Genomic DNA, 24,461 nt, shown 5'->3' on the forward strand with positions numbered 1-24,461 from the left:
TTTTCCTAGCGCCGGATGAACGTGAGGTAGGTGGGCACGCGGCCTTGCGCGATGGCCTTCGCCTCGTAGCGCGTGCCGGGCCAGAACGGATAGGGCTTGCGCCAGTCGTCGGCCCGCTGCGCCGTCCAGGTGAAGGCACCGTGCGCGCGGACATGAGAGAGGGTCCAGCCCACGTAGTGCGGCACGTCGGAGGCGAAGCGGAACACGCCGCCGGGGCGGACGACGCGGGCGAGCCTGTCGAGATTGTCGGGGCGCACGAAGCGCCGCTTCCAATGCCGCTTCTTCGGCCAGGGATCGGGATAGAACAGGTCTGCCCCATCGAGGCTTGCCGTGGGCAGTCGGTCAAGCAGCAACGCGGCGTCGAGGTCGAAGACCCGCACGTTGGAAAGGCTGCGGGCGTCGAGGTCCACCAGCATCCGGGCAAGGCCGTTGAGGAAGGGCTCGACGCCGATGAAGCCCACATCCGGCCGCCGCGCCGCGTGGTCTATGAGGTGCTCACCGCAGCCGCAGCCGATCTCGAGCCAATATCCCTGCCTGGGCTCGGTGAAGAGGCTCGCCGGCTCGGCGGCTCCGTCCAGATCGAGCTTGTAGCGCGGCAGCAGATGCGTAAGGGCGTCCTGCTGCAGCCCCCGCAGCGTCTTGCCGATGCGCCGGCCATAGAAGGCGCCGCGCGCCTCGAATTCCGCGGCGGCGGCGGGGCTCGCGGATTGGCTTTGGTGTTCGCTCGGCTGCTGGCTCATGGCGGTCATGCTGAAAAAGGCGCCGGCCGGACTGCAGGGCAATCCGGCCGGCGGGTCAACTCAGATGGATCAAGGCGCGGAGTGGCGGCCCCTGCGGGCTCAGGCCACGGCCGCCTTGAGCGCGTCCACGAGGTCGGTCTTCTCCCAGGAGAAACCGCCGTCCGCTTCCGGCGCGCGGCCGAAATGACCGTAGGCTGCGGTGCGGGCATAGATGGGCTTGGTGAGGCCGAGATGCTCGCGGATGCCGCGGGGGCGCAGGTTCATCACTTCGCGCAGCACCTTTTCAAGCTTCGCCTCGTCCACCTTGCCGGTGCCGTGCAGGTCCACATAGACCGCCAGCGGGTCGGACACGCCGATGGCGTAGGCGAGCTGGATGGTGGCGCGGTCGGCCAGATCCGCGGCGACCACATTCTTGGCGAGGTAGCGCGCGGCATAGGCCGCCGAGCGGTCCACCTTGGTCGGATCCTTGCCGGAAAAGGCACCGCCGCCGTGGGGAGCCGCGCCACCGTAGGTGTCCACGATGATCTTGCGGCCGGTGAGGCCGCAGTCGCCGTCGGGACCGCCGATGACGAACTTGCCGGTGGGGTTGACGTGCCACACGGTGGCGTCCGTCACCCAGCCGTCCGGCAGGGTCTTCTTGATGTAGGGCTCGACGATGGACTTCACGTCGTGGGACGTGAGGTGCTCGTCCAGGTGCTGCGTGGACAGCACGATCTGGGTGACGCCCACCGGCTTGCCGTTCTCATACTGGACGGTGACCTGGCTCTTGGCGTCGGGACCGAGGGCATGGGTCTCGCCGGAATGGCGGGCGTCGGCCAGCACCTTCAGGATCTTGTGGGCATAATAGATGGGAGCGGGCATCAGCTCCGGGGTTTCGCGCACGGCGTAGCCGAACATGATGCCCTGGTCGCCGGCGCCCTCATCCTTGTTGCCGGCGATGTCCACGCCCTGGGCGATGTCCGCCGACTGGGCGTGCAGCAGCACGTCGATGTCGGCGGTTTCCCAGTGGAAGCCGGCCTGCTCGTAGCCGATGTCCCGGATGGCCAGACGCGCGGCGTGGGAGAGGAGATCCCTGGTGATCGAGGACGGGCCGCGGGTTTCGCCGGCGATCACCACCTTGTTGGTGGTGGCGAGCGTCTCGCATGCGACGCGAACCTGGCTCGGATCCCACCCTTCGGTTTCCGCAGTGCGGAAGAAGGTATCGACCACTTCGTCGGAAATCCGGTCACAGACCTTGTCCGGATGACCTTCGGAAACCGATTCGCTGGTGAAAAGATAAGATTGACGCGCCATATGACGGCCCCTGTTACGCCCGCGCCACGGTGCGGCCGCCCTTTGTGGCAACGCAGCGGCGGGCGGTCAAGGTCGTCAACGCGAAATCGTTCGCCAAAACGAACGCTTCACGCCTCGGCTTCGCCGGCGATGGCGATCACCAGATCGACGATGCGGCGCCGGACGCGGGCGTCCGAGATCCGCATGAAGTTCCGGGTCAACGTCAGTCCGTCGGAAGTGGCGAGGAAGTCAGAGACGTAGGCCGGGGACTGTTCCTCGGAGAAGCCCTCGCCTTCGGGGCCGACCGTGGGGGCGCCCTCGAAGAAGAAGGCGACAGGAACGCCAAGCACGATCGAAATCTGCTGGAGCCGGCTCGCACCAATGCGATTCGTGCCCTTCTCGTACTTCTGGATCTGCTGGAAGGTGATGCCCAGATGCTCGCCCAGCTTCTCCTGGCTCATCCCCACCATCATCCGCCTCATGCGGACACGCGAGCCAACGTGCTTATCAATAGGGTTCGGCGCCTTCTTGGCCATGGTCTCTCCGGCTATGTCGGAAAAGATTACTCGATACTTCGCTGCGCGAAGGCTGCCCTGATTGCCGGCGAACATAGGGACACAATCGGAACGCGTCGATCAACCTTTGCGTGTAATGCAACCACAAAGCGGTGCGGAAGCTAGGGCAAAAGCAATGGCGAGAAGCGTAAGGATGGCCATACCGCCAAGCTTGGCAGCAACAGAAACCGTTTCCAGTGACTTCGGCAGGGGACCATCCACCAGGCCCTCCTTTCCGAGATCGTGAGATGCGACAATACGCCCCACCGGATCGACGATCGCGGAGATGCCCGTATTGGCGGCGCGGACGAGTGGAAGCCCTTCCTCCACCGCACGCATGCGGGCCTGCGCGAAATGCTGGTAGGGACCGGGCGTCAGACCGAACCATGCGTCATTGGTCAGGTTGAGCAGCCATGCCGGCCGTGGACCGACCGGAACTACCTTTCCAGGAAAGATAATTTCGTAACATACGAGGGGAGACGCCAGCGGCAGGCCCGGGATCTGGAGGGCGGCAAGCTCCGCACCGGAGGAGAAACCACCTCGCACACGCGTAAGTTGTTCAAGGCCGAGCGCCTCAAGCTCGGCCTGAAACGGCAGGTATTCCCCGAACGGCACGAGATGCACCTTGTCTGTGTTCTCCAGCACCCGCCCGCGGTGGTCCATCACCCTGATGGAATTGAAGAATGGGGAGCGCTGGCCGGGCGGAGGCAAGTCATAGCGGATGGCGCCGGTCACCAGCGTCACGTTGGCTGGCAGAACGGCGGCAATGGCCTCGGCCGCCCAGGGTTCCCGTTCGTAAATGAAAGGAAATGACGATTCCGGCCAGATCAGAACGGTGACGTCGGCGAGCCCGCCAGGATAGGTCGCGCTCTTCTTAGCGCTCAAAGCCAGATAGTCTTGCAGGATCTTCTCGCGCCGGTCGTAGGCGAACTTCTTGTCCTGCGACAGGTTCGGCTGCATCACCCGTAGCGCGACGCCGGGCACCGTCTCGAGCGGGGTCACCGAGAGGCGGTAGCCGCCCCACAGCGCGGTCCCCGCGATGACCAGAGCCGCCGCGCCGACGGCCGCAAGGCCGCGCCGGCCCGGCACCAGGAGCAGCACCGGTGTTGAAAGCAACAGCACGCAGAAGAAGGTGAGGCCCCACACCCCGATCACGGCTGCCGCCTGCATCAGCAGCAGGTCGTCGGAAACCGCATAGCCGTAGGTATTCCAGGGAAAGCCCGTGAGTACATGGCCGCGCAGCCATTCCGCCAGCGTCAGGCCGAAGGTGAGCGCGAACAGCCTGAGGCCCCCCTTGGACCACAGGAGCCGCGCCACTGCCGTTCCGAACGCCGTGAACAGCGCCAGCCCCGCCGGCATGGCGACCACCGCGAACGGCAGCAGCCAGCCGAAAACGTCCGCCTCCACCAGGAAGGCGGCGCCGATCCACCAGAGCGATGCGAGGAAATAGCCGAAGCCGAACCACCAGCCGACCCCCGCCGCCGAAACCAGACGGGTCTTGAGATCGCCCCGGCAGCCGTCGAGCAGCAGCACCAGCACCGGGAAGCTGATCGCCAGCACGGGCCACAGATCGAACGGCGGCATGGCGAGGGCGCCGACCGCCCCGGCGATCCAGGCGACGCCGCGCCGCCGCCACCCGGTGAGGAAGCGCAGCATCAGGATGCGTCCGCGCCACGACATGCCAGTCGGGGGCGCGCCGCGGCGAGGGGCAGCCTTGGAGGGAACAGCCACGCGGACGGTCAGGCGTCGGGTGAGGCGTGCCCGGCGGCGGCGCCGTCGAGATCCCGGGGCGGGATGATGCGTAGCTTCTTCAGCCGGCGCGGATCGGCATCCACCACGTCCACGTCGAAGCCGCCCGGCAGCGAGATCACCTCGCCGGATTTCGGCACGCGGGAGGCGATGCGCACCACGAGGCCGCCCACGCTGTCGACCTCCTCCATCGCCTCTTCCGACGCGAAGCCGGTGCCGAGCACTTCCACCGCCGCCTCCAGCGGGGTGCGGGCGTCGGCGAGATAGCTGCCGTCGGGCTGGCGGGTCAGAAGGGTTTCGGCCGCCTCGTCGTGCTCGTCCTCGATCTCGCCGACGATCTCCTCCACCACGTCCTCGATGGAGACGAGGCCGTCCGTGCCGCCATATTCGTCGATGACGAGGGCGAGGTGGGTGCGCGCCGCCTGCATGGAGACGAGCAAATCCACCGCCGGCATGGACGGCGGCACGTAGAGGATGCGGCGGATGAGGCCGGCAGTCTCCAGCGTCGCGTCGAGATTGACCTTCCCGAGGTCGATCTTGCCGGACGCGGAGGCGAGGTCGCCGGCGAGGAAGGCGATGAGGTCGCGGATGTGGACCATGCCGACCGGGTCATCCAGCGTGTCGTCATAGACGACGAGCCGGGAATGGCCGACGGTTACGAACAGCTTCAGCAGTTCGCCCAGCGGGGCATCCTTGCGCACGGCGACGATCTCGGCGCGGGGAACCATGATGTCGCCGATGCCCACGTCCCGCAGGTGCAGGATGTTGCGCAGCATCTTGCGCTCGGATGGGGTGAATTCCCCCTCCTCCTCGGGTGTCTCCGCCGCGGCGAGCACCTCCACGAGGTCGGTGCGCAGGGAGCCGTGCGGGCGGAACGTGCCGAGGAGGGCACGCAATCGATCGAGAAAACTTTGCGGCTCCGCGGAGCTGGTCTCGGTCGGTTGGTCGATGTTGGACATGTTCGTTATCAAGCCGCCGTCGCTTCAGTCCTGCGGCAGGCCATAGGGATCGGCGATCCCCAGGCCCGCGAGGATGTCGCGCTCAAGCGCCTCCATTTCCTCTGCTTCGTTGTCTTCGAGATGGTCGTAGCCCATGAGGTGCAACGTTCCGTGCACCACCAGATGGGCGAGATGGTCGGCCGGCGCCTTGCCCTCCGCCTCGGCCTCGCGGCTGAGCGTTTCCAAAGCGACGATGATGTCGCCGAGGGGCTGGGGGGCGTCGATGTCGTCGGGCAGGTCCGGCTGGGGGAAGGACAGGACGTTGGTCGCCTTGTCCATGTCCCGCCAGTCGCGGTTCAGCACCCGGATGCGCGCGTCGTCGGTGAGGGTGATGGCCACCTCGCACGGCTCCGGCACGTCCTCGGCGCAGGCGGCCAGCGCCGCCCGGCAGGCGCGGATGGCGACCGCTTCCGCGTCCGGAATGACGGACCAGCCCTCGGCCTCCAGCGCGACGTCGATGTCCGCGTCGATCTCGGGAGCCTGCGGGATGGCGGCGGGCGCGGCCATGGCTCAGCTCCCGGCCTTGCCGGCGAGGCGGGCGGAGGCGGCCTCGATCTTGGCCGCGTCCAGGCGCTCGTAGGCGGAGACGATCCGCTGCACCAGTTCGTGGCGCACCACGTCCTCGGCCTTGAAGTGGCAGATGCCGACGCCCTCGACGCCCTCCAGCAGCCGCACCGCTTCGGCAAGGCCCGAAATCTGCCCGCCGGGCAAATCGGTCTGGCTCGGGTCGCCGGTGACGATCATGTGGGAGTTCTCGCCCAGGCGGGTGAGGAACATCTTCATCTGCATGGAGGTGGCGTTCTGCGCCTCGTCCAGGATCACCGCGGCATTGGAGAGGGTGCGCCCGCGCATGAAGGCGAGCGGGGCGATCTCGATCTCGCCGGACTGTAGGGCCCGCTCGACGAATGGGCGGTCCATCAGGTCATAGAGCGCGTCGTAGATGGGCCGCAGATAGGGGTCCACCTTCTCCTTCATGTCGCCCGGCAGGAAGCCGAGGCGTTCGCCCGCCTCGACGGCGGGACGGGAGAGGATGATCTTGTCCACCATCCGCCGCTCCAGCAGATGGACGGCGTAGGCCACCGCGAGCCACGTCTTGCCGGTGCCGGCGGGGCCGTTGCCGAACACCAAAGTGTGCCGCTTCAGCGCGCGGATATAGGCATCCTGCGCGGCGGTGCGGGCGCGCACCGGGCGGCGGCGCAGGTGGATTTCGTCGAACGACTGGCGCTGCTCGGCCGGGTCGAAATCGAACAGGGAGCCCTGCGAGGTGACCTCGCGGATGGCGCCGTCCACGTCGCCCTGGCTGATGTCGCGCCCCTTGCGCAGCGCCTCGTACAGGTGCTCCAGCACGGCCCTAGCCTGCTCGCAGGCATCGCGCTCGCCTTCCAGCGTCACGTGGTTGCCGCGCGAATCCGCCTTCACCCCCAGCTTGCGCTCGATGAGGGCAAGGTTGCGGCCGTAATGGCCGAACAGCTGGGTGGCGAGCCGGTTGTCGTCGAAGGCCAGCACCACATGGGCGGCGGCCGGCTCGTCCGGATCGGCCCAGGGGGCCGTCACCGCCGCGCGGGCGGGGCCGGGAGAGGCCTGCTGGCCGGAGGCCGCAAGGGGACGATCACGGTTGTCGCTGCCGGATCTGCGCAAGCTCAGGCCTCCATGGCCGCAAGCGGCCGGGAATGGGCGGGGGAAGGGGTCGTCTCGGCGGGAGCGCCGGCGAGGCTGTTCGGGCCGACGTCGGTGATGGTGACGGTGAGGAGCTCGCCGATGCTGGCGGGCGGGTCGTTCACCACCACGCTCTGGAGATACGGCGAACGGCCGATGAGCTGGCCCGGCTGGCGGCCGGGCTTCTCCAGCAGAATATCGAAGGTGCGGCCTAGGCAGGCGGCGTCGAAGGCCGTCTTGGAGGCCTCCAGCAGCCTGTGCAGTTCCTCGAGGCGCGCGGCCATCACCTCCTCCGGCACCTGCCCCTCGTGCTCGGCGGCGGGCGTGCCGGGGCGCGGGCTGTATTTGAAGGAATAGGCGCTGGCGAAGCCAACCTCGCGCACGAGATCGAGCGTGTCCTCGAAATCGCGGTCCGTCTCGCCCGGGAAGCCGACGATGAAGTCGGACGACAGGGCAAGGTCCGGCCGCACGCCGCGCATCTTCTCGATGAGCGAGAGGAACAGGTCGCGGCCGTGCCTGCGGTTCATCGCCGCCAGAATGCGGTCGGAGCCGGACTGCACCGGCAGGTGCAGGTAGGGCATCAGCTGCGGCAGGTCGCGGTGGGCGGCGATCAGGTCGTCACCCATGTCGCGCGGATGGGAGGTGGTGTAGCGCAGCCGCGCCAGCCCCTCCATCTGCGCCAGGCGCTCCATGAGCCGGGCGAGGCTCCAGACCTTGCCGTCCGGCCCCTCGCCATGGAAGGCGTTGACGTTCTGGCCGATGAGGGTGATCTCGCGCACGCCCTGATCGAGGAGGCGGGCGGCCTCGTCGAGGATCTTCGTGACCGGGCGGGAGACCTCGGCGCCGCGGGTGTAGGGTACCACGCAGAAGGTGCAGAACTTGTCGCATCCCTCCTGCACCGTCACGAACGCCGCGGGGCCGCGCTTGCGGGTGGCGGCGCGGGTGGGCGCGGGCAGGTGATCGAACTTGTCCTCGGCGGGAAATTCGGTGTCCACCACCCGCTTGCCGGCCTTGGCCTCGGCCAGCAGCTCGGGCAGACGGTGGTAGCTCTGGGGGCCGACCACCACGTCCACCACCGGGGCGCGGCGCATGATCTCGGCGCCTTCGGCCTGGGCGACGCAGCCGGCGACGGCGATCATGGTGTCGGAGCCGGCTTCCTGCTTCTGCTTCCGAAGGCGCCCGAGCTCGGAATAGACCTTCTCGGCGGCCTTCTCGCGGATATGGCAGGTGTTGAGGATCACAAGGTCGGCCTCGGCCGGGTCCTGCGTCTCCACGTATCCCTCACGCGCCAGTGTGTCCGCCATACGATGGGAATCGTAGACGTTCATCTGGCAGCCGAAGGACTTCACATAAAGCTTGCGGGGCTCGTGCATGTCGCCTGTTCTGTCGCCGTCGATCTTCGCGTGTGGGCGCGACGCGATCGTGACGCCAGCTCTTGTCGCCCCCTTCATGGTTCCGTGAGCTTTTGATCCTACCGGCAAACGCTAGGATTGGAAATGGGCGGCGGGTCTCACGCCCCGGATGTCGCTGCGGCCCACTCGGCCACGACCGCCGGATCGGTCTCCGTCGGCACCCGCTCCGCGGCCCTGCGGGCGGTCGTCGCGGGGGCCGCCAGCCGCCCGAGCGCCCACACCGCAGCACCTCTGACCAGAGCGGAGTCATCCGCGAGCCGCGCCTCCACCTGCGGCAGCAGCGCGACAACGCCCGAATTGCCGATGGCGATCAGCACGTTGCGCACGAAGCGGTCGCGGCCCACCCGCTTGATCGGGCTTTTCGGGAAGCGGGCGCGGAAGGCGGCATCGTTCAGCGCCACCAGCTCGGCCAGCGGCGGCGCGTCATTCTCCGCCCGCGCGGCCAGCTTCGCCTCCTGGCCCAGTTGCGCGAACTTGTTCCAGGGGCAGGCGGCGAGGCAGTCGTCGCAGCCATAGATGCGGTTGCCCATGAGCGGCCGCAACTCCACCGGGATCGGGCCCTTGTGCTCGATGGTGAGGTAGGAGATGCAGCGCCGCGCATCGATGACGTAAGGCGAGGGGAAGGCGGCGGTCGGGCAGGCTTCGAGGCACGCGCGGCAGGAGCCGCAATGGTCCTTCTCGTGCCCGTCGGGCTCAAGCTTCAGTGTGGTCGCGATGGCGCCGAGAAACAGCCAGGAGCCGAATTCCCGCGAGACGAGATTGGTGTGCCGCCCCTGCCAGCCGAGGCCCGCGGCGGCGGCGAGCGGCTTTTCCATGAGCGGAGCGGTATCCACGAACACCTTCACGTCGGCCGCGACGCCGCGTTTGCCCGCCTCCGCCAGCAGCGCGCGTGCGACACGCTTCAGCTTCGGCTTGATGATGTCGTGATAATCCTCGGCCCGCGCATAGACCGAGATCGCGCCTGCGCCGCTCTGGGCCAGCACGGCACGGGGGTCTTCGGCGGGTCCGTAATTGAGGCCGAGCATGATGACGCTGCGCATGTCCGGCCACAGCGTCAAAGGATCAGCGCGGCGGTCCAGCGTCTCGGCCATCCAGCCCATATCGCCATGGGTGCCCTCCGCGACCCAGGCGCGGAGCCGTTCCCCGGCGGGCAGACCCGCCTCGGGCCGGCTGATGCCGACCGCATCGAACCCCTCTTCACGGGCGAGGCGGCGAACGATTTGCTCCAGCCCGCCCGCGTCCGTCAGAAATCGAGGTCCGCGTAGGTCTTGGAGGGGGGCATGCCCGGGATGCTCTCGGTGAGCAGGGCGCGGAAGGTCGGGCGCGACTTGATCCGCGCGTACCAGTCCCTCGCGTGCTCGTCCTCGTCCCACGGTACGTCGCCCAGATAGTCGGCCACCGAGAGATGCGCGGCGGCGGCAAGGTCGGCCTGGCTCAGCTTCTCGCCGGCGAGCCATTTGCGCGCCTTGGCCAGCCAGCCGATGTATTTCAGATGATAGCGTATATTGGCGCGCGCCACCCGGAGCGAGGTGGCATCCGGCGATCCGCCGCCCTGCTCGCGCGTCATGTAGCGCTTGTGGATGCGCTCCCGCACCAGGGGTTCGGTGGATTCGACGTACATCTTCTCGTTGAACCACTGGGTCAGCCGGCGCACCTCCACGCGGCCGGCCGGATCCTCCGGCAGGAGGCGGTGGGCGCCGAGGGCGAGGCCCCGGGTCTCATCGAGATATTCGGCGATGATGAAGGCGCCCGGCACCGAGGCCGCCATCTCCTCCACGATCACCGGCGTCTCCCCCGACGGATTGAGCGCGAGGAAGCCCGGCCGTCGCTCCCACACGCGCTCCTCCACCAGCTCCGGCTCCAGGCCGTATTCGGCGAGCAGCAGGCGGACGAATCGGGAATGGGGGCAAAAGGGATGATGATGCAGATACATGGGCCGATTTCGCCGGGGGTCGAAGGGAGGGGGCGAGGCACCCGGCGTTGCCTATGATTAGAAGCCGAACCTTTCCGATTGGTTCCTCCCTGCTGCAGCGCGGGCTGGCGGCCGGCTGCTCTCGCATTTCGCATTCCAATCGTGGTGAGCGAATCATGAACGATGTCGCGCGCCCGCCAACGGCCTGCCCTTCGGTTATTTGCCGCTCTGTTGCGATGCGGCCACAGCGTGGCCGGAAACGCGTCAATGGCCCCAGCCCCGTCCTTCCGCAGCGGCGCGCCACGTTGCACCCGCGAAGCCAACCGGAGAGGATGACGGCCGTCTCGCTCCCGCCTCCCGGATTTTCTCTCCCATGACTCTCGGCGACATGCTCGAAGCGCTTGTTCTCGGCCTGCTGGAAGGGCTGACGGAATTCATCCCCGTCTCCTCCACGGCGCATATCCTGCTCGCCGGGCACTTTCTCGGCTTCGAGAGCAACGGCCACACCTTCGAGGTGCTGATCCAGCTCGGCGCGGTGCTCGCCATCCTCACGGTCTATTTCCAGCGCTTCCTGCGCGTCGCCCAGCAATTGCCCACCAATCCGGGCGCGCGGCGCTTCGTCATCGGCGTCCTCATCGCCTTCCTGCCGGCGGCGGTGATCGGCGCAGCGGCGCACGGCTTCATCAAGAGCGTGCTGTTCGAGACGCCCGCTCTGATCTGCGGCACGCTCATCTTCGGCGGCGTCATCCTGTTGTTCATCGACAAGGTGGTGCCGCAGCCGCGCTACAACAACGCCATGGGCCTGCCCTGGCACATCGCGCTCATCATCGGCTTCTTCCAGTGCCTCGCGATGATCCCCGGCATGTCGCGCTCGGGCTCGACCATCGTTGGCGCCATGCTGATGGGCGTGGACAAGCGGGCGGCAGCGGAATTCTCGTTTTTCCTCGCCCTGCCCACCATGTTCGGCGCGTTCGCCTACGACCTCTACAAGAACCGCAGCAACCTCTCGATGGACGATGGCCTGCTCATCGTCATCGGCTTCGTGGCGGCATTCTGCGCGGCGGTTGTGGTGGTGAAGTCGCTGCTCGATTTCGTGTCGAAGCACGGCTATGCGCCGTTCGGCTGGTGGCGCATCGCGGTGGGCATCGCCGGCCTTATCGGCCTCGCGCTGGTCGGCTGAGGCGCCTTCAGAAGTCGGTGGCGATGCCGCCGACTTCCCAGTCGCCGTAACGCACGGGCTCCGGGCCGTTGCGGCCGTTGATCTCCTTCGGCCGGTCCTTCTGCGCGGCGTCGATGGCCGCACGCCGGGCCTCGGCCTCGGCGAGCGCGCGCTTCGCCGCCTCGCTCAGGGGCTTGCGCGGCTCGGTCTTGTCCTCGTCCATGGTCCCGTCTCCCACTTCGCCGCGTGAGGCATGCCTTCGGTTGAGGAGCGGCCGACCTCACCCGTGCGCATCCTTGCACCCGCGGCGGAAAGCGTGCTAGCAGCGCCGCGCTTTCAGGTCGTGCCCGCGGGGCCGACCCAACACCCCACGGATGGAGATGCGCATGGCCTCGCAGAATGGCGGCCCCAACCCGAATGCGGCGCCGTCGCTGAACGTGCTCGCGCAGTATATCAAGGATTTCTCCTTCGAGAATCCGAACGCGCCGCGTTCGCTTGCCGCTCCCCCGGCCCAGCCCGACGTCAGCATCCAGATCCACGTCAACGCCAAGCCCGGCGGAAACGGCGAGTTCGAGGTCGAGCTGAAGATCGACGGCGGCGCGAGCGTCGAAGGCAACACCCTGTTCGCCTTCGAGCTGGTCTATGCCGGCGTGTTCCGCATCCTCAACATCCCCGAGCAGAGCCTGCAGCCGGTGGTGCTCATCGAGTGCCCCCGCCTGCTCTTCCCGTTCGCCCGCCAGATCATCGCCGACGCGGTGCGCAACGGCGGCTTCCCGCCCCTGATGATCGATCCGGTGGACTTCGCCGCCCTCTACCAGCAGCGCCTGCAGGCGGAAGCCGAGCGTCTCCAGGCCGGCCAGGCCTGAGCCTGCCGCTCCACTGATCTTCGACAGAGCCCGCCGCCGCAGCGCCAGACGCCTGCGGCGGCGGGCTTTTTCGTGTGTCCCTTTTCCTTTTGCCCGTGCGCCGCATTGTGGCAGGCTCCGCCGCGCCGGAGCGGGCCAGTGGTGGCGCGACACCGGCGGGAGACCGGCCGGGCGGGGCGAATGCGATCCATCCGTTTCAAACTGGCCGCGCTGGCGGGCGCCACCGCGATTCTTGCGGTGCTCGCGGGTCTCAGCGTGCTCATCGCCCTGCGCGCCGTGGACGGGGCGCTGGAGGCGGCGGTCTCGGCCCAGCAGCGGCTCGACGTGCTGACCGAGATTTCGGCGCGCCTCTCCGACTACGGCCTTGCCGCCATCGCCGCCACCGAGAGCCCGACCGCCGGCGCCGGGCGGCTCGAGGATGCCCGCTCCCGCGTCTCCGCCCTGCTTGAGGCCTCGACCGTGAAGGCGGTGCAGGCGGCGCCCGAGCTGTCGAGCGGCCTCAGGCCGCAGGAACGGCTGCTGGCCCGCCTCAGGGCGGATTTCATTTCCCTCGACCGGCAGATCACTGCCGCGACCCGTGACCCGGACACCATGCGCCGGGGCGACCGGGTGCGCGGCTCCCTCAATGCGTTTGCCGCCTCGGCCGGGCCGACGCTTTCCCTGCTGGTGGAAAGCGAGCGCCGGGGCGTCACGGCCGCCCGGGAAGAGGCACTGGCACTGGCAGACCGGCTGCGCATCGGCGCCGTTGCCATGGCGCTGGCGGTGTTCGCCGCGGCGCTGGTGCTCTATCGCGCGCTGGCACAGCCGCTGCTCGGCCGGCTGAGGGAGATCGACAGGGCAGCCGCGGCCATCGGCCGCGGCGACCTGTCCGCCCGTCTCGCCATCGGCCAGCGCGACGAACTGGGCGTGCTGACGGCCCGGTTCAACCGCATGGCCGCCCTGCTGGCCCGGCGCGAGCGGAAGGTGGCGCAGGACCGGGCGGAGCTTGAGAAGACGGTGGCGGAACGCACGGTGGACCTCACCGAGGCGAACGCCCGCCTCGCCGCCATCGACGCCTCCCGCCGCCGCTTCTTCACCGATGTGAGCCATGAATTGCGGACCCCGCTCACCGTCATCATCGGCGAGTGCGACGTGACCCAGCGGGCGCCGGCCATACCGGAGGCCCTCAGCCGCACGGTGCTCACCACCATCCGCAAGCGCGCCGGCATGCTTCACCGCCGGGTGGAGGATCTGCTGCGGGTGGCCCGCTCCGAAAGCGGCGAGATCGAGCTGGTGTTCCAGGATACGCCGCTGGCGCCCCTGCTGGCCGATGCGGTGGCGGGGCTGGAGCCGGTGGCGCGGCGGCAGGGGGTGGCGCTGGTGCTGCACGCCCCGGAGCCTGGCCTTCTCGTGCATGCTGATCGGGAATGGCTGCGGCAGGTGCTGGAAGGGCTCATCGACAACGCCTTGCGCCATGGCCGGCCCCTCACCCGCATCTCCGTGGCGGTGGAAGGGGGCGTGGATGCGGACGGGCATGGCGTCGAGATCGTCAGCGTCACCGATGACGGGTGCGGCATCCCGCCTGAGGCGCGGGCGCGCCTGTTCGAGCGTTTCGCGCGCGGCGCGCGGCTCGGCGGTGCCGAGGGATTCGGCCTGGGGCTGGCCCTGGCCGATTGGGTGGTGACGCGGCACGGCGGACGTATCACACTGGAGGACGGGGCGCAGGGCGGCACCCGGGTGGCGATCGCCCTGCCGCAGGCTGCGGCATCCGCGGCGAACGAGCCCGACCCGGCGGTTTGACCAGCGGCTGGATTGCCGGCATTGCGCGACAGCCCTGCCCCGCGGACCATGCGATGGTCCGGGACAGCCCCGATGGGCACAGGAGGAACCATGAACATCCTGGTGGTGGAAGACGACAGCGACATCGGCGCCATGCTGAGCCGCGGCCTCTCCGCCGAGGGGTTCGACGTGACCGTGGTGGGCCGCGCCGACGAGGCCCTCGAGACGGCGCGCCAGTACAATCCCTGCGCCGTGGTGCTCGACATGATGCTGCCGGACGGCTCCGGCATCGACGTGTGCCGGGCGCTGCGCAGCGCCGGCCATTCCGGCCCCATCCTGTTCCTGAGCGCCAAGGACGAGGTGCATGACCGCGCCGAGGGCCTGGGCGCCGGGGCGGACGACTACATCGTCAAGCCGTTCGTGTTCGGCGAGCTTGTGGCGCGGCTGCGCACCCATCTCCTGCATCGCCTGGGCGAGAGCCACGCCGACCGTGTCATGGCGGGGCGGCTGGTGCTCGATCCCTCCACCCGCACCGCGAAGTTCGGCGAGGTGCATGTGCGGCTCACCGAGCGCGAGGCCGACCTTCTGGCCCTGCTCATGGCCAGCCCGAATCGCCCCATCGCCCGCGGCGAGATCTTCGACCGGCTGTGGGCCAGCCAGGGCGGCGCCTCGCTCAACGTGGTGGACGTCTATGTGGGCTACCTGCGCACCAAGCTTGCGCCCGTGGGCCGCGCCGGCGGCCCCCAGGTGGCGACCGTGCGGGGGCGCGGCTTCATGCTCGACCTCTCCGCACCGTCAGCGCATTGATGAGCTCTAGAAGTATTGCAATGCAGCAAAAGATTTCACTTGCGGGAACGGATTCGGCTGCCAATATTTGACTCCGTTGTAGCGAAAAACCTCGCTACTTCAATTTCTTATGATCTTCTTATGAGGGTCGTGAGAGAACACTGGAGGAAAGCATCATGCGCTGGAACAAGCCCCAGGTTTGCGAAGTCTGCGTCGGCATGGAAGTCACCGCTTACCTGCCGGCCGATTTCTGATCGACCGAGGTCGGGAGCCGCGAACGATTAGGCAGGAGCGTCCGTCGCGTCATGCAGGTGATCGTTCTCGGTTCAGCGGCCGGCGGCGGCGTTCCCCAGTGGAACTGCCGCTGTCCGGTGTGCCAACTGGCATGGACGGGTGATCCACGGGTCACGCCCCGAACCCAGTCGAGCATCGCCGTCTCGGAGGACGGCGCCTCGTGGGTGCTCCTGAACGCTTCGCCCGATCTTCGGGCCCAGATCGCCGCGACCCGGGCGCTTCAGCCCCGGGTGGGTGGCCGCGACAGCCCCATTCGCGCCGTCGTCCTCACCAATGGTGACGTGGACCACATAGCCGGTTTGCTGACGCTGCGGGAGCAGCAGGCGTTCGAGGTGTACGGCACGGCCGACACGCTCGCGCTCATCGAGCAGAATCAGGTCTTCGACGTGGTGTCCAAGGCGCTGGTGCGCCGGGAGCCGGTTTCGTTCGAAGTCCCGTTCTCGCCGGTTCCGGGGCTGACCATGGAATTCTTCACCGTGCCCGGCAAGGTGCCGCTCTGGCGCGAGGACGCCTCCCTCGTCATCGGCGAGGAGACCGGCTCCACCGTGGGTGTGACCATCACGTCCGCCGGCAGCCGCCTCGTCTACGTGCCTGGCTGCGCCGCGGTCACCGACGCCCTACGCCGGCGCATCTCAGGCGCCGACCTGCTGTTCTTCGACGGCACGCTCTATCGCGACGACGAGATGATCACGGCCGGGATCGGCACCAAGACGGGCGCCCGCATGGGGCACCTGTCCATGTCCGGCGCGGACGGCACGGTGGCGCTTCTTGCCGACCTGCCGGTAGCGCGCCGGGTGTTCATCCATATCAACAACACCAATCCCGCGCTGATCGATGGCTCCGAGGAGCACCGCGCCGTGGAAGCGGCTGGCTGGACGGTCGCCCGGGACGGAATGGAGTTCTCCCTATGAGCGCGCAAGCCGCCGTCCGGGTGCTGGCCGAAGCTGCCGACCTTCCCGCCGATTTCCCGCCACTGCCGTCGCCGCAGGAGCCTTTGTCGCCCGCCGGTCTGGAGGCGGCGCTGCGCGCGGTGGGCGCGACGCGCTATCACAACCTCCATCCCTTCCATAAGCTGCTGCATTCCGGCCGGCTGAACCGGGATCAGGTGCGCGCCTGGGCACTCAACCGCTACTGCTACCAGTCCGCCATCCCCCGCAAGGACGCGGCTCTGATGGCCCGCTGCGACGACCGCGAACTGCGTCGGGAATGGCTGCACCGCATCACCGACCATGACGGCTTCGGCGAGGATTCGGGCGGCATCGAGCGCTGGCTGGTGCTGACTGACGGCCTCGGCCTCGACCGCGATTACGTGGTCTCCAAGGAAGGCGCGCTGCCGGCCACCAAGTTCGCGGTGGAGGCCTACGTGCGCTTCGTCGCCGAGAACACGCTGCTGGAGGCGGTCGCCTCCTCGCTCACCGAGCTGTTCGCGCCGGGCATCCATGCCGAGCGCATCTCGGGGATGCTGGAGCACTACGACTTCATCAACGAGAAAGTCGTCGCCTATTTCCGCCGCCGCCTCGACCAGGCGCCGAAGGATGCGGACTTCGCCCTCGAATACGTGAAGGAGCACGCCCGCACGGCCGCCGAGCAACGCGCCGTGATCCGCGCCCTCACCTTCAAGACCGAGGTGCTGTGGGCGCAGCTCGACGCGCTCTATCTCGCCTATGTGGCGCCGGGCTGGCCCGCGCCGGGCGCGTGGCGGCCGGGCGTTGCCATCGTTGGGGAATGAGATGCGCGCCGAGGAAACCGACGTTCCGCGCCTGCCCCGCGGCGTGAAGCTCAAATACGATCAGGTGCGGTCCCGTCATGTGCTTCTGGCGCCGGAGCGGGCGTTCGACATCGACGAGACCGCCGCCGCCGTTCTTGAGCTGGTGGACGGGAAGCGCACCTGCGCGGAGATCGTGGACGCCCTGGCCGCCCGCTACGATGAGCAGCGCGAAGTCATTGCCGATGACGTCAAGGACATGATCGGTGGCCTCATCGCGCGCCGGGTGATCGAGATATGAGCGAGATCGCGAGCGATATCCGCGCCGCTGTGCGCGAGGCCCCCCGCCCGGCGGCGGCGCCTCCGGTCGGCCATCCCATCGGCATCCTCGCCGAGCTGACCCACCGCTGCCCGCTGCGCTGCCCCTATTGCTCGAACCCACTGGAGCTGGAGCGCCGCGAGGCGGAACTCGACACCGCCACGTGGAAGCGGGTGCTGAGCGAGGCGGCGGCGCTGGGCATCCTCCATGTCCACCTCTCCGGCGGCGAACCGACCGCGCGCCCGGACCTCGTGGAGCTGACCGCCCACTGCGCGGCGGAGGGGCTCTACACCAATCTCATCACCTCCGGCATCGGCCGCGCCTCGGGCATGATCGACGCGCTGTCGGAGGCCGGGCTCGACCATGTGCAGCTTTCCGTGCAGGGCGCGAGCGCCGAGACCGGCGACCGCATCGGCGGCTACAAGGGCGGCCATGCGGCAAAGCTGGAATTCGCCCGCAAGGTCACGGACCTCGGTCTGCCGCTGACGCTCAATGCCGTCATCCATCGCGGCAACATCCACGAGGTGGAGGACATCATCGCCCTCGCCGTGGCGCTGAAGGCCCGCCGGCTGGAGGTGGCGCACACCCAGTATTATGGCTGGGCCTATGTGAATCGGGCCGCGCTGATGCCGGCGCGGCCGGACGTGGATCGCTCGGTGGCGCTGGTCGAGGAGGCGCGGCGGCGCCTTGAGGGCATCCTCGTCATCGACATGGTGATCCCGGATTATTACGCCCGCTATCCCAAGCCCTGTTCCGGCGGCTGGGGGCGGCGCACGCTGAATGTCACCCCCACGGGCCGGGTGCTGCCCTGCCATGCGGCGGAGAGCATCCCGAACCTCGAATTCTGGTCCGTTCGCGATCGCGCGCTGGGGGACATCTGGCGGTCTTCGCCGGCCTTCAACGCCTTCCGCGGCACCGACTGGATGCGCGAGCCGTGCCGCAGCTGCGACCGGCGCGACATGGATTTCGGCGGCTGCCGCTGCCAGGCCATGGCGCTGGCGGGGGACGCGGCGGCGACCGACCCCGCCTGCTCGCTCTCGCCCTTCCACGCCCGCGTCGAGGCGCTGGCGACGGAGGAGGCTGCCGCGGTCGCGCCGGACTATCTCTATCGCACCATCGGCGGAGCGCCGGAAAAGGCGTCCGAAGGAGCCGCATCGTGAGCCTGCGTCGCGCGTTGGGCCTCTGGCTCGTCCTCATGGCGGCCCTGTTCTCCGGCGGCGCCCTCGTCATGCCCCAGGCGGCGAGCGGGGCCGAGGCGCAGGCCGCCTCCCAGCAGGCCGCTCCCGATGCGGCGACGCTGCTGTTCGAGGATCCGCAGCTGGCCAATACCAAGCCGGGCCAGACGCTGACCTATCGATATGCCCGCAAGGTGGCCGACCCTGAACTCGGCGCCAGCTTCGAGGATCGCGTGGTGCTGATGATCGAGGCGAGCGCGAGCGGGGGCGATGCCCGTGACGTGAAGGTCGATTTCTTCACGCCCGAGCGCCACCACGCCGCCGGCCCGTTCGAGGGCGTGACCACCAACCCCATGCTGCTGCTGTTCCTTGAGAATCACCTCGGGGACCTGTCCGGCCGGCTCAAGGGCAATCCGCGCTATTTCAAGACCGCGATCCGCACCGCGCTGCGCGACGCGGCTACGGTCGCCGCTGCAGACCTCACCGTGGGCGGGCAGACGGTGAAGGGGTGGCGCGTCACGGTGACGCCGTTCAAGGGCGATCCCAATGCGGTGCGGATGCGGGGGCTCGATACCCTCGCCTATTCGTTCGAAGTGTCGCCGGACGTGCCGGGCCAGATCGTGCGCATGGCCATCAAGGCCGACGCGCCGGGCGGCACCCTGTGGGAGGAGAGCATCGCCTATGATCCGACGAGCCATTGAGGCCGGCGCCGTGCTGCTTGCCCTCGGCGGGGCGGCGGTGGCGGCGACGGCCAGCGACAACGACTATCCCACCTCCGCGCGGGTCGATTACGTGTTCGGCTGCATGGCGGCCAACGGCCAGACCCGGGAGACCATGGCGCGGTGTTCCTGCTCCGTGGACACCCTCGCCTCGATCCTGCCCTATGATCACTATGTCGCGGCGGAGACGATCCTCTCCATGCGGCAAGGCGTGGGGCAGGCGGCGAACATCTTCCGCAATACACCTCAATACGACGACACGATTGCGGAGCTTCGCCGGGCGCAGGCGGAAGCTGAAATCACCTGTTTCAAGTAGAGCATTTCGCGTCGCACAAATCATTCTCGCAGGCGCCGCACATGTGACGGGTTTTCGGCCCCGCTTCGCTGTGTTAGCTTCCCCGCCAAGAACAGACGCATGGCGCACGGATTTTTCCGAAGCGCACTGCAACGACAAGCGGGCAACCGCCGCGGCGTCTTGATTGGGTCCGTCAATCCCAAGGCAAAGCCATGGCCAGTTACCGCTTGAGTTCTATTCTCTCCCCAATTGTCCCACGTTCCGGAGCCGGCTCCGCGCCGCCGCGCGCCCTTTGTCTGCCGGCCTTGCCGCGCGGCCTCTCTTCCGCGCAGGGGTGAGTCTCATGTCATCGGGTGAAACGACCGAAGCCGGTGCCTCCCGCATCGTGCGCGACGTGGTGTGCGGCTTTTGCGGCCTGGGCTGCGACGACATCGAGGTGGCCGTCGCCGGCCGTGTGGTGACGCCGCGCAAGGCCTGCGCCGATGCCGCCCGTCTGCTGGCCCGCGGCGATGCGCCTCCGCCTCCTCCCCGCATCAATGGCACGCCCGCGAGCCTTGCCGAGGCGGCCGCAGCGGCGGCCGGCCATCTGAAGGTCGCGCGCTCTTCCGTCTTCTCCGGCCTCGGGGCCGATCTCGAAGGGCACCGGCGGCTCTACGATATCGCCATGGCGACGGGCGCGAGCATCGACCATTCCGCGTCGGGTGGGCTTTTCGCCAATCTCGATCGCCTCGCCCGTCGGGGCTGGATCGCGGCGACGCTCGCCGAGGTGAGGAACCGCTGCGATCTGCTGGTGGTGTTCGGCGACGATCCCGCCCAGAGCTTCGGCCGCCTGTTCGAGCGCATCATGCCCGTGCGCAACGGCGAGGGCGGCGACGCCGCGCCCCTGTTCGCGCCATCCGGCCGGCGCGTGGTGATGATCGGTGCGCCGTTCTCGGAGGCCTCCCGCAAGGTTCTCGCCGGCCATGAGCTGAGCGAAATCGTCCTGCCGCCCGAACAGGTCGCGACCGCCGCCGCGATGCTGGCGTCGGCTTTGGCGGGCCGCGATATCGGCGCCCTGCAGGTGCTGCCGGGCACGGCCGGCGCCTCGCTGGCCGAACTCGCGGACCTGCTGCGCGCAGCGCGCTACAGCGTCTTCACCTGGAATGCCGCGACCCTGCCCGCTTCGGATGCGGCCGCTGTCGCCGGCGCTGCCGCCGAAGCCGTGGACCTGCTGTCGCCGACCACCCGCGCCGCGGTGTTGCCGCTGGGCGGACGCGACAACGTGACCGGCGCCCACCAGCTCGCTTTGTGGCGCTTCGGCTATCCCCTGCGCACCGTGATCGGCGCCGGCACGTCCCGCCATGCGCCCGACCTCTACGCCACGGCTGCCGCCTTGAAGGACGCAGACCTTCTGCTCCACACGAGCGCTTTCAGGCCCGATCCGCCGCCGGACTTCAGCGCCGGCCCGATCATCGTCCTCGCCCATCCCGACACGTCGTTTGCCCGCGAGCCGGACGTGTTCATCCCCGTCGGCACCCCCGGCGTCGATCATCCGGGGCATGTCTTCCGCATGGATTCCGTCGTCTGCCTGCCGCTCCAGGGGCTGCGCCCCGCCGAGCTTCCCAGTGTCGCCGAGGCGGCCTCCGCCATCCTCGCCCATCTCGGGAGGAGCGCATGAGAACGCGCGTCACCGGCGGGCGGGTCTTCGATCCCGCCAACGGCGTCATCGACCAGGTGCGTGACGTGGTGGTCGAGGACGGCCGCATCGTCGCCGATCCGGGGCCGGGCGGCAGCGAGGAGATGGTGAACGCCTCCGGCTGCATCGTGCTCGCCGGCGGCATCGACCTGCACAGCCACATCGCGGGCGGCAAGGTCAACCTTGGCCGCCTCCTCATGAACGAGGACCGCGCCCTCTTCCCCGAGCCGTTCGGCGATTTCTGCGGCTGCGGCGGCGGGCGCGCGGCGCCGACCACCCACGCCACGGGCTGCCGCTATTCGCAGATGGGCTACACGGCGGTGTTCGAGCCGGCCGTGGTGGGCGCCAACGCCCGCCACGCGCATCTCGAGATGGCGGACATCCCGAACATCGACACCGGCGGCTTCCTGGTGCTCGGCAACGACGACTTCCTGCTGCGGCTGATCGCCCAGGGAGAAGGCCAGCAGGCGGTGAACGATTACGTCGCCTGGATGCTCAAGGCGACCCAGAGCTGCGCCATCAAGATCGTCAATCCCGGCGGCATCAACGCCTTCAAGTTCAACGGCCGCAATCTCGATCTGGACGAGGCCGGGCCCTTCTACGGCCTCACGCCGCGGCGCATTCTCAACACGCTGCAGCGGGCGGTGACGGAGCTGGGCGTGCCCCACCCGATCCACCTGCATGGCTGCAACCTCGGCATTCCCGGCAACGTGAAGACCACGCTCGCCACTATGGGCGCGACGGAGGGCTTCCCCCTCCACCTCACCCACATCCAGTTCCATTCCTACGGCACCGAGGGCGACCGGCACTTCTCCTCCGGCGCGGCCGAGATCGCGGAGGCGGTGAACGCCATGCCGCATATCTCGGTGGACGTGGGGCAGATCATGTTCGGCCAGACGGTGACCGCCTCGGCCGACCTCATGTCGCAATACCGCAACCACTCCATCGCCGATCCCAAGAAGTGGATCGGCATGGACATCGAGATGGACGCGGCTTGCGGGGTGGTGCCGTTCAACTATCGCGACACGTCCTTCGTCAACGCGCTGCAATGGGCCATCGGGCTGGAGTTGTTCCTGCTCATCGAGGATCCCTGGCGGGTCTATCTCACCACGGACCACCCCAATGGCGGTCCCTTCACCTCCTACCCGCACCTCATCCGCCTGTTGATGGACAAGCCGTTCCGCGACCATCACCTGCGGCAGATCCACAAGGCAGCGCGGGCCCATACCCGGCTCGAAAGCATCTCCCGCGAGTACACCCTCGAGGAGATCGCCGTCGTCACCCGCGCCGCGCCCGCGCGGACCCTGGGCCTTAAGGACCGTGGCCATCTCGGCCCCGGCGCCCGGGCGGATGTGGTGCTTTACGAGGACCAAGCCGACCGCGAGGCCATGTTCGCCCACCCGCGCCTCGTGATGAAGGATGGTGAGGTGGTGGTGGTGAACGGCGAGATCGTTGCCCTCACCGAAGGGCGCACCTATGCGGTGCATCCCCCGTCCGACCCCTTGATGGACAAGAGGCTGGAGCGCTGGTTTGACGAGGCGGTGGGCCTCAAATCCAGCCATTACCAGATCGCCGACAGCGAAATCCGCGGCGGCCAGGGCCCCGAGATCGTGGAGCTGAAGCCGTGAGCGCACCAGCCTCCCTCATCATCAACGGCGTCGAGATCCGCGACAGCTTTGCCGAGGCGTTTCCCATGGCGGGAACCCGGCTCATCATCACCGCCGATACGCCGCGCTGGGCACATACCGCGGCGGCGAGCCTCACCGGGTTCGCGACCTCGGTCATCGGTTGCGGTTGTGAGGCGGCTATCGAGCGGGAAATTCCCGCCGCCGAGACGCCGGACGGGCGTCCGGGCTATGCCGTGCTCATCTTCGCCATGTCCCTCAAGGACCTGAAGAAGATCGTGCCGCTCCGGGCCGGGCAATGCGTGCTCACCTCGCCCACCTCCGCGCTCTACTCCGGTCTTGAGGGCGGCTCGGCGGTCGCGCTCGGAAAAGCGCTGCGCTATTTCGGCGACGGCCACCAGATGTCAAAAAACCTCGGCGGCAGCAGGATTTGGCGCATCCCGGTGATGGAAGGCGAGTTCGTCTGCGACGAGATTGTTGGCTCCACCACCGCTGCGGTGGGCGGCGGCAACTTCCTTATTCTCGCCCGCTCGCGCCCGGCGGCGCTGGCCGCGGCGGAGGCCGCGGTGGCGGCCATGGGGCAAGTGCGCGGCGCCATCATGCCCTTCCCGGGCGGTGTGGTGCGCTCTGGCTCCAAGGTCGGCTCCAAATATGCTGGCCTGATTGCCTCTTCCAATGACGCCTACTGCCCGACGCTGCGGGGCATCGCCAAGACGGCTTTGCCGGCTGATGTCGAGAGCGTGCTCGAGATCGTCATCGACGGTCTCAGCGAGGGCGAGGTGGCGGAGAGCATGCGCGCGGGCATCACGGCAGTCTGCGGTCTCGGGGCCGCCGGCGGGGTGGTGGCGGTGGATGCCGGCAATTACGGCGGCAACCTCGGGCCCTTCCATTTCAAGCTGCATCAACTGATGGCGCCGGTTGCCGGCACGGCGCAGGAGGCGGGACGATGAGTGGCTTCCGCCTGACATTGAAGGCTCCTCTCACCGCGCGGGTGGACGCATCGAGCCTTCTTCCCGGGGCGTTTGAAGGCGCGAGCGCAGCGGATGTGGCCGCTCGCACCGTTCCCTTCGGCGCGGGCGTCGCCCGGATCGGCGATCTGTTTGAGGTCGCTGCCGGAACGGACGAAGCCGTCGTCATCACCGGCGACGCGCGGCTCGATTTCGTGGGCGCCGGCCTTGCCACGGGCGAGGTGCGCGTGGAGGGCAGCGTCGGCGTCGCCGCTGGGGCGGGCATGAGCGGTGGGCGGCTCGTCATAACCGGCGATGCGGGCGACGCACTGGCGGCTGGCCTGACCGGCGGCCGGATCGAGGTTTTCGGCAATGCCGGCAACCATGTGGGCGGACCGAGGCCGGGCGAGCGGCAGGGCATGCGCGGCGGCGTGGTCTCCATTGGCGGGACGGTCGGGGAAGGCCTCGGGGCGCGGTTGCGCGGCGGGCTGATCCTGGTGGGCGGCGATGCCGGCGCGGGCGCGGCGGATGGTCTCTTAGCCGGCACACTTGCCGTGGCGGGACGGCTGGGCCCCGGTGCCGGACGTGGCATGAAACGCGGCTCCATCCTTGTGTCCACAGCACCGGAGGCGTTGGCGCCGGGATTTGCGGAGGCGGGGCCGCAGGATTTCATCGCCTTGAAGCTGCTGGCCCGGCGGGTGCCGGAACTGGCGGCACTGTTCGGGGGGCGTCTGTCCGGGCGCGCGGTGCGTCTGGTGGGCAATCGGCTGGCCGGCGGTGAGGGTGAGATTCTCGTCCTGACCTAAGCCGGCAAATAATCAACTTAAAACCAGAGAGGAACGCCT

The 24,461-nt window shown here is 68.5% G+C and carries 26 protein-coding genes; 15 read left to right on the plus strand and 11 right to left on the minus strand.

Annotated elements, in window-relative coordinates:
- Positions 1 to 5: 5 nt before the first annotated feature.
- The 10 genes from trmB to ACT54R_RS11220 form a co-directional block, all read right to left on the minus strand.
- Positions 6 to 740: a tRNA (guanine(46)-N(7))-methyltransferase TrmB gene (gene trmB / locus ACT54R_RS11175; RefSeq protein WP_476326462.1), complete on the minus strand. Its 735-nt coding sequence runs from the start codon at positions 738 to 740 to the stop codon at positions 6 to 8.
- 99 nt (positions 741 to 839) lie between these two features.
- Positions 840 to 2,033, minus strand: a complete 1,194-nt coding sequence (gene metK, locus ACT54R_RS11180; RefSeq protein WP_476326215.1) for a methionine adenosyltransferase — start codon at positions 2,031 to 2,033, stop codon at positions 840 to 842.
- A gap of 107 nt (positions 2,034 to 2,140) precedes the next feature.
- The gene (locus tag ACT54R_RS11185; protein ID WP_168458689.1) at positions 2,141 to 2,548 is read right to left on the minus strand and encodes a helix-turn-helix transcriptional regulator; all 408 of its coding nucleotides are present in this window, start codon (positions 2,546 to 2,548) and stop codon (positions 2,141 to 2,143) included.
- Between the two features lie 99 nt (positions 2,549 to 2,647).
- On the minus strand, positions 2,648 to 4,222 hold the full coding sequence (lnt, locus tag ACT54R_RS11190) for an apolipoprotein N-acyltransferase (protein ID WP_476326217.1): 1,575 nt from the start codon (positions 4,220 to 4,222) through the stop codon (positions 2,648 to 2,650).
- 83 nt (positions 4,223 to 4,305) lie between these two features.
- A complete protein-coding gene (locus ACT54R_RS11195; RefSeq protein WP_476326219.1) occupies positions 4,306 to 5,274 on the minus strand; it encodes a hemolysin family protein in 969 nt (322 codons plus the stop codon).
- Between the two features lie 24 nt (positions 5,275 to 5,298).
- A complete protein-coding gene (ybeY, locus tag ACT54R_RS11200; protein WP_476326221.1) occupies positions 5,299 to 5,820 on the minus strand; it encodes an rRNA maturation RNase YbeY in 522 nt (173 codons plus the stop codon).
- Between the two features lie 3 nt (positions 5,821 to 5,823).
- Complete coding sequence (locus ACT54R_RS11205; RefSeq protein WP_168458798.1) at positions 5,824 to 6,867, minus strand: PhoH family protein; 1,044 nt, start codon at positions 6,865 to 6,867, stop codon at positions 5,824 to 5,826.
- 86 nt (positions 6,868 to 6,953) lie between these two features.
- Entirely contained in the window at positions 6,954 to 8,342 is a 1,389-nt protein-coding gene (gene miaB / locus ACT54R_RS11210; RefSeq protein ID WP_476326223.1) for a tRNA (N6-isopentenyl adenosine(37)-C2)-methylthiotransferase MiaB, read from the minus strand.
- A 137-nt stretch (positions 8,343 to 8,479) separates the two neighbouring features.
- Positions 8,480 to 9,628, minus strand: coding sequence for a tRNA epoxyqueuosine(34) reductase QueG (queG, locus tag ACT54R_RS11215; RefSeq protein ID WP_476326464.1), 1,149 nt, complete (start codon positions 9,626 to 9,628; stop codon positions 8,480 to 8,482).
- Entirely contained in the window at positions 9,625 to 10,314 is a 690-nt protein-coding gene (locus ACT54R_RS11220; protein ID WP_168458693.1) for a glutathione S-transferase family protein, read from the minus strand. The genes queG and ACT54R_RS11220 overlap by 4 nt, the downstream gene beginning before the upstream one ends.
- A 352-nt stretch (positions 10,315 to 10,666) precedes the next feature.
- Here ACT54R_RS11220 and ACT54R_RS11225 point away from each other — a divergent pair, with 352 nt between their 5' ends.
- Positions 10,667 to 11,473, plus strand: a complete 807-nt coding sequence (locus ACT54R_RS11225) for an undecaprenyl-diphosphate phosphatase (protein ID WP_476326225.1) — start codon at positions 10,667 to 10,669, stop codon at positions 11,471 to 11,473.
- A gap of 7 nt (positions 11,474 to 11,480) precedes the next feature.
- On the opposite strand, the gene ACT54R_RS11230 is transcribed toward ACT54R_RS11225, so the two are convergent.
- Complete coding sequence (locus ACT54R_RS11230; RefSeq protein WP_476326227.1) at positions 11,481 to 11,675, minus strand: DUF1674 domain-containing protein; 195 nt, start codon at positions 11,673 to 11,675, stop codon at positions 11,481 to 11,483.
- 163 nt (positions 11,676 to 11,838) lie between these two features.
- Here ACT54R_RS11230 and secB point away from each other — a divergent pair, with 163 nt between their 5' ends.
- The 14 genes from secB (at position 11,839) to ACT54R_RS11300 (ending at position 24,422) form a co-directional block, all read left to right on the plus strand.
- Positions 11,839 to 12,318: a protein-export chaperone SecB gene (gene secB, locus ACT54R_RS11235; RefSeq protein WP_168458696.1), complete on the plus strand. Its 480-nt coding sequence runs from the start codon at positions 11,839 to 11,841 to the stop codon at positions 12,316 to 12,318.
- 180 nt (positions 12,319 to 12,498) lie between these two features.
- A complete protein-coding gene (locus ACT54R_RS11240; protein ID WP_476326229.1) occupies positions 12,499 to 14,097 on the plus strand; it encodes a sensor histidine kinase in 1,599 nt (532 codons plus the stop codon).
- A gap of 90 nt (positions 14,098 to 14,187) precedes the next feature.
- Positions 14,188 to 14,883, plus strand: a complete 696-nt coding sequence (locus ACT54R_RS11245; protein WP_168458698.1) for a response regulator transcription factor — start codon at positions 14,188 to 14,190, stop codon at positions 14,881 to 14,883.
- A 155-nt stretch (positions 14,884 to 15,038) separates the two neighbouring features.
- The gene (gene pqqA, locus ACT54R_RS11250) at positions 15,039 to 15,116 is read left to right on the plus strand and encodes a pyrroloquinoline quinone precursor peptide PqqA (protein WP_081437156.1); all 78 of its coding nucleotides are present in this window, start codon (positions 15,039 to 15,041) and stop codon (positions 15,114 to 15,116) included.
- 51 nt (positions 15,117 to 15,167) lie between these two features.
- Positions 15,168 to 16,067, plus strand: coding sequence for a pyrroloquinoline quinone biosynthesis protein PqqB (gene pqqB, locus ACT54R_RS11255; RefSeq protein WP_476326231.1), 900 nt, complete (start codon positions 15,168 to 15,170; stop codon positions 16,065 to 16,067).
- Complete coding sequence (gene pqqC / locus ACT54R_RS11260) at positions 16,064 to 16,885, plus strand: pyrroloquinoline-quinone synthase PqqC (RefSeq protein WP_476326233.1); 822 nt, start codon at positions 16,064 to 16,066, stop codon at positions 16,883 to 16,885. The genes pqqB and pqqC overlap by 4 nt, the downstream gene beginning before the upstream one ends.
- 1 nt (position 16,886) lies before the next feature.
- Positions 16,887 to 17,162, plus strand: coding sequence for a pyrroloquinoline quinone biosynthesis peptide chaperone PqqD (gene pqqD, locus ACT54R_RS11265; protein ID WP_476326235.1), 276 nt, complete (start codon positions 16,887 to 16,889; stop codon positions 17,160 to 17,162).
- Entirely contained in the window at positions 17,159 to 18,340 is a 1,182-nt protein-coding gene (gene pqqE, locus ACT54R_RS11270) for a pyrroloquinoline quinone biosynthesis protein PqqE (RefSeq protein WP_476326237.1), read from the plus strand. Before pqqD ends, pqqE begins: the two co-directional genes overlap by 4 nt.
- Positions 18,337 to 19,056, plus strand: a complete 720-nt coding sequence (locus ACT54R_RS11275; protein WP_476326239.1) for a hypothetical protein — start codon at positions 18,337 to 18,339, stop codon at positions 19,054 to 19,056. The genes pqqE and ACT54R_RS11275 overlap by 4 nt, the downstream gene beginning before the upstream one ends.
- Positions 19,037 to 19,390: a hypothetical protein gene (locus ACT54R_RS11280; protein WP_476326241.1), complete on the plus strand. Its 354-nt coding sequence runs from the start codon at positions 19,037 to 19,039 to the stop codon at positions 19,388 to 19,390. Before ACT54R_RS11275 ends, ACT54R_RS11280 begins: the two co-directional genes overlap by 20 nt.
- Positions 19,391 to 19,712: 322 nt before the next feature.
- Positions 19,713 to 21,026 (plus strand): formylmethanofuran dehydrogenase, encoded by a 1,314-nt coding sequence (locus ACT54R_RS11285; protein WP_476326243.1) that lies wholly within the window; start codon positions 19,713 to 19,715, stop codon positions 21,024 to 21,026.
- Positions 21,023 to 22,672, plus strand: a complete 1,650-nt coding sequence (locus ACT54R_RS11290) for a formylmethanofuran dehydrogenase subunit A (RefSeq protein ID WP_476326245.1) — start codon at positions 21,023 to 21,025, stop codon at positions 22,670 to 22,672. Before ACT54R_RS11285 ends, ACT54R_RS11290 begins: the two co-directional genes overlap by 4 nt.
- On the plus strand, positions 22,669 to 23,619 hold the full coding sequence (fhcD, locus tag ACT54R_RS11295; RefSeq protein WP_476326247.1) for a formylmethanofuran--tetrahydromethanopterin N-formyltransferase: 951 nt from the start codon (positions 22,669 to 22,671) through the stop codon (positions 23,617 to 23,619). Before ACT54R_RS11290 ends, fhcD begins: the two co-directional genes overlap by 4 nt.
- The gene (locus tag ACT54R_RS11300; RefSeq protein WP_476326249.1) at positions 23,616 to 24,422 is read left to right on the plus strand and encodes a formylmethanofuran dehydrogenase subunit C; all 807 of its coding nucleotides are present in this window, start codon (positions 23,616 to 23,618) and stop codon (positions 24,420 to 24,422) included. The genes fhcD and ACT54R_RS11300 overlap by 4 nt, the downstream gene beginning before the upstream one ends.
- Positions 24,423 to 24,461: the final 39 nt, after the last annotated feature.

This window comes from Xanthobacter sp. DMC47 (genome assembly GCF_056313845.1).

Bases quoted from the DNA above. Each gene is read 5' to 3' on its own strand.
- ybeY (WP_476326221.1), bottom strand. From the start codon at position 5,820: ATGGCCGCGCCCGCCGCCATCCCGCAGGCTCCCGAGATCGACGCGGAC.
- trmB (WP_476326462.1), bottom strand. From the start codon at position 740: ATGAGCCAGCAGCCGAGCGAACACCAAAGCCAATCCGCGAGCCCCGCC.
- miaB (WP_476326223.1), bottom strand. From the start codon at position 8,342: ATGCACGAGCCCCGCAAGCTTTATGTGAAGTCCTTCGGCTGCCAGATG.
- ACT54R_RS11300 (WP_476326249.1), top strand. From the start codon at position 23,616: ATGAGTGGCTTCCGCCTGACATTGAAGGCTCCTCTCACCGCGCGGGTG.
- ACT54R_RS11240 (WP_476326229.1), top strand. From the start codon at position 12,499: ATGCGATCCATCCGTTTCAAACTGGCCGCGCTGGCGGGCGCCACCGCG.
- pqqD (WP_476326235.1), top strand. From the start codon at position 16,887: ATGCGCGCCGAGGAAACCGACGTTCCGCGCCTGCCCCGCGGCGTGAAG.
- secB (WP_168458696.1), top strand. From the start codon at position 11,839: ATGGCCTCGCAGAATGGCGGCCCCAACCCGAATGCGGCGCCGTCGCTG.
- pqqC (WP_476326233.1), top strand. From the start codon at position 16,064: ATGAGCGCGCAAGCCGCCGTCCGGGTGCTGGCCGAAGCTGCCGACCTT.
- pqqA (WP_081437156.1), top strand. From the start codon at position 15,039: ATGCGCTGGAACAAGCCCCAGGTTTGCGAAGTCTGCGTCGGCATGGAA.
- metK (WP_476326215.1), bottom strand. From the start codon at position 2,033: ATGGCGCGTCAATCTTATCTTTTCACCAGCGAATCGGTTTCCGAAGGT.
- ACT54R_RS11225 (WP_476326225.1), top strand. From the start codon at position 10,667: ATGACTCTCGGCGACATGCTCGAAGCGCTTGTTCTCGGCCTGCTGGAA.
- ACT54R_RS11195 (WP_476326219.1), bottom strand. From the start codon at position 5,274: ATGTCCAACATCGACCAACCGACCGAGACCAGCTCCGCGGAGCCGCAA.
- ACT54R_RS11285 (WP_476326243.1), top strand. From the start codon at position 19,713: ATGTCATCGGGTGAAACGACCGAAGCCGGTGCCTCCCGCATCGTGCGC.
- ACT54R_RS11185 (WP_168458689.1), bottom strand. From the start codon at position 2,548: ATGGCCAAGAAGGCGCCGAACCCTATTGATAAGCACGTTGGCTCGCGT.
- pqqE (WP_476326237.1), top strand. From the start codon at position 17,159: ATGAGCGAGATCGCGAGCGATATCCGCGCCGCTGTGCGCGAGGCCCCC.
- ACT54R_RS11230 (WP_476326227.1), bottom strand. From the start codon at position 11,675: ATGGACGAGGACAAGACCGAGCCGCGCAAGCCCCTGAGCGAGGCGGCG.
- ACT54R_RS11290 (WP_476326245.1), top strand. From the start codon at position 21,023: ATGAGAACGCGCGTCACCGGCGGGCGGGTCTTCGATCCCGCCAACGGC.
- ACT54R_RS11280 (WP_476326241.1), top strand. From the start codon at position 19,037: ATGATCCGACGAGCCATTGAGGCCGGCGCCGTGCTGCTTGCCCTCGGC.
- pqqB (WP_476326231.1), top strand. From the start codon at position 15,168: ATGCAGGTGATCGTTCTCGGTTCAGCGGCCGGCGGCGGCGTTCCCCAG.
- lnt (WP_476326217.1), bottom strand. From the start codon at position 4,222: ATGCTGCGCTTCCTCACCGGGTGGCGGCGGCGCGGCGTCGCCTGGATC.
- ACT54R_RS11245 (WP_168458698.1), top strand. From the start codon at position 14,188: ATGAACATCCTGGTGGTGGAAGACGACAGCGACATCGGCGCCATGCTG.
- ACT54R_RS11220 (WP_168458693.1), bottom strand. From the start codon at position 10,314: ATGTATCTGCATCATCATCCCTTTTGCCCCCATTCCCGATTCGTCCGC.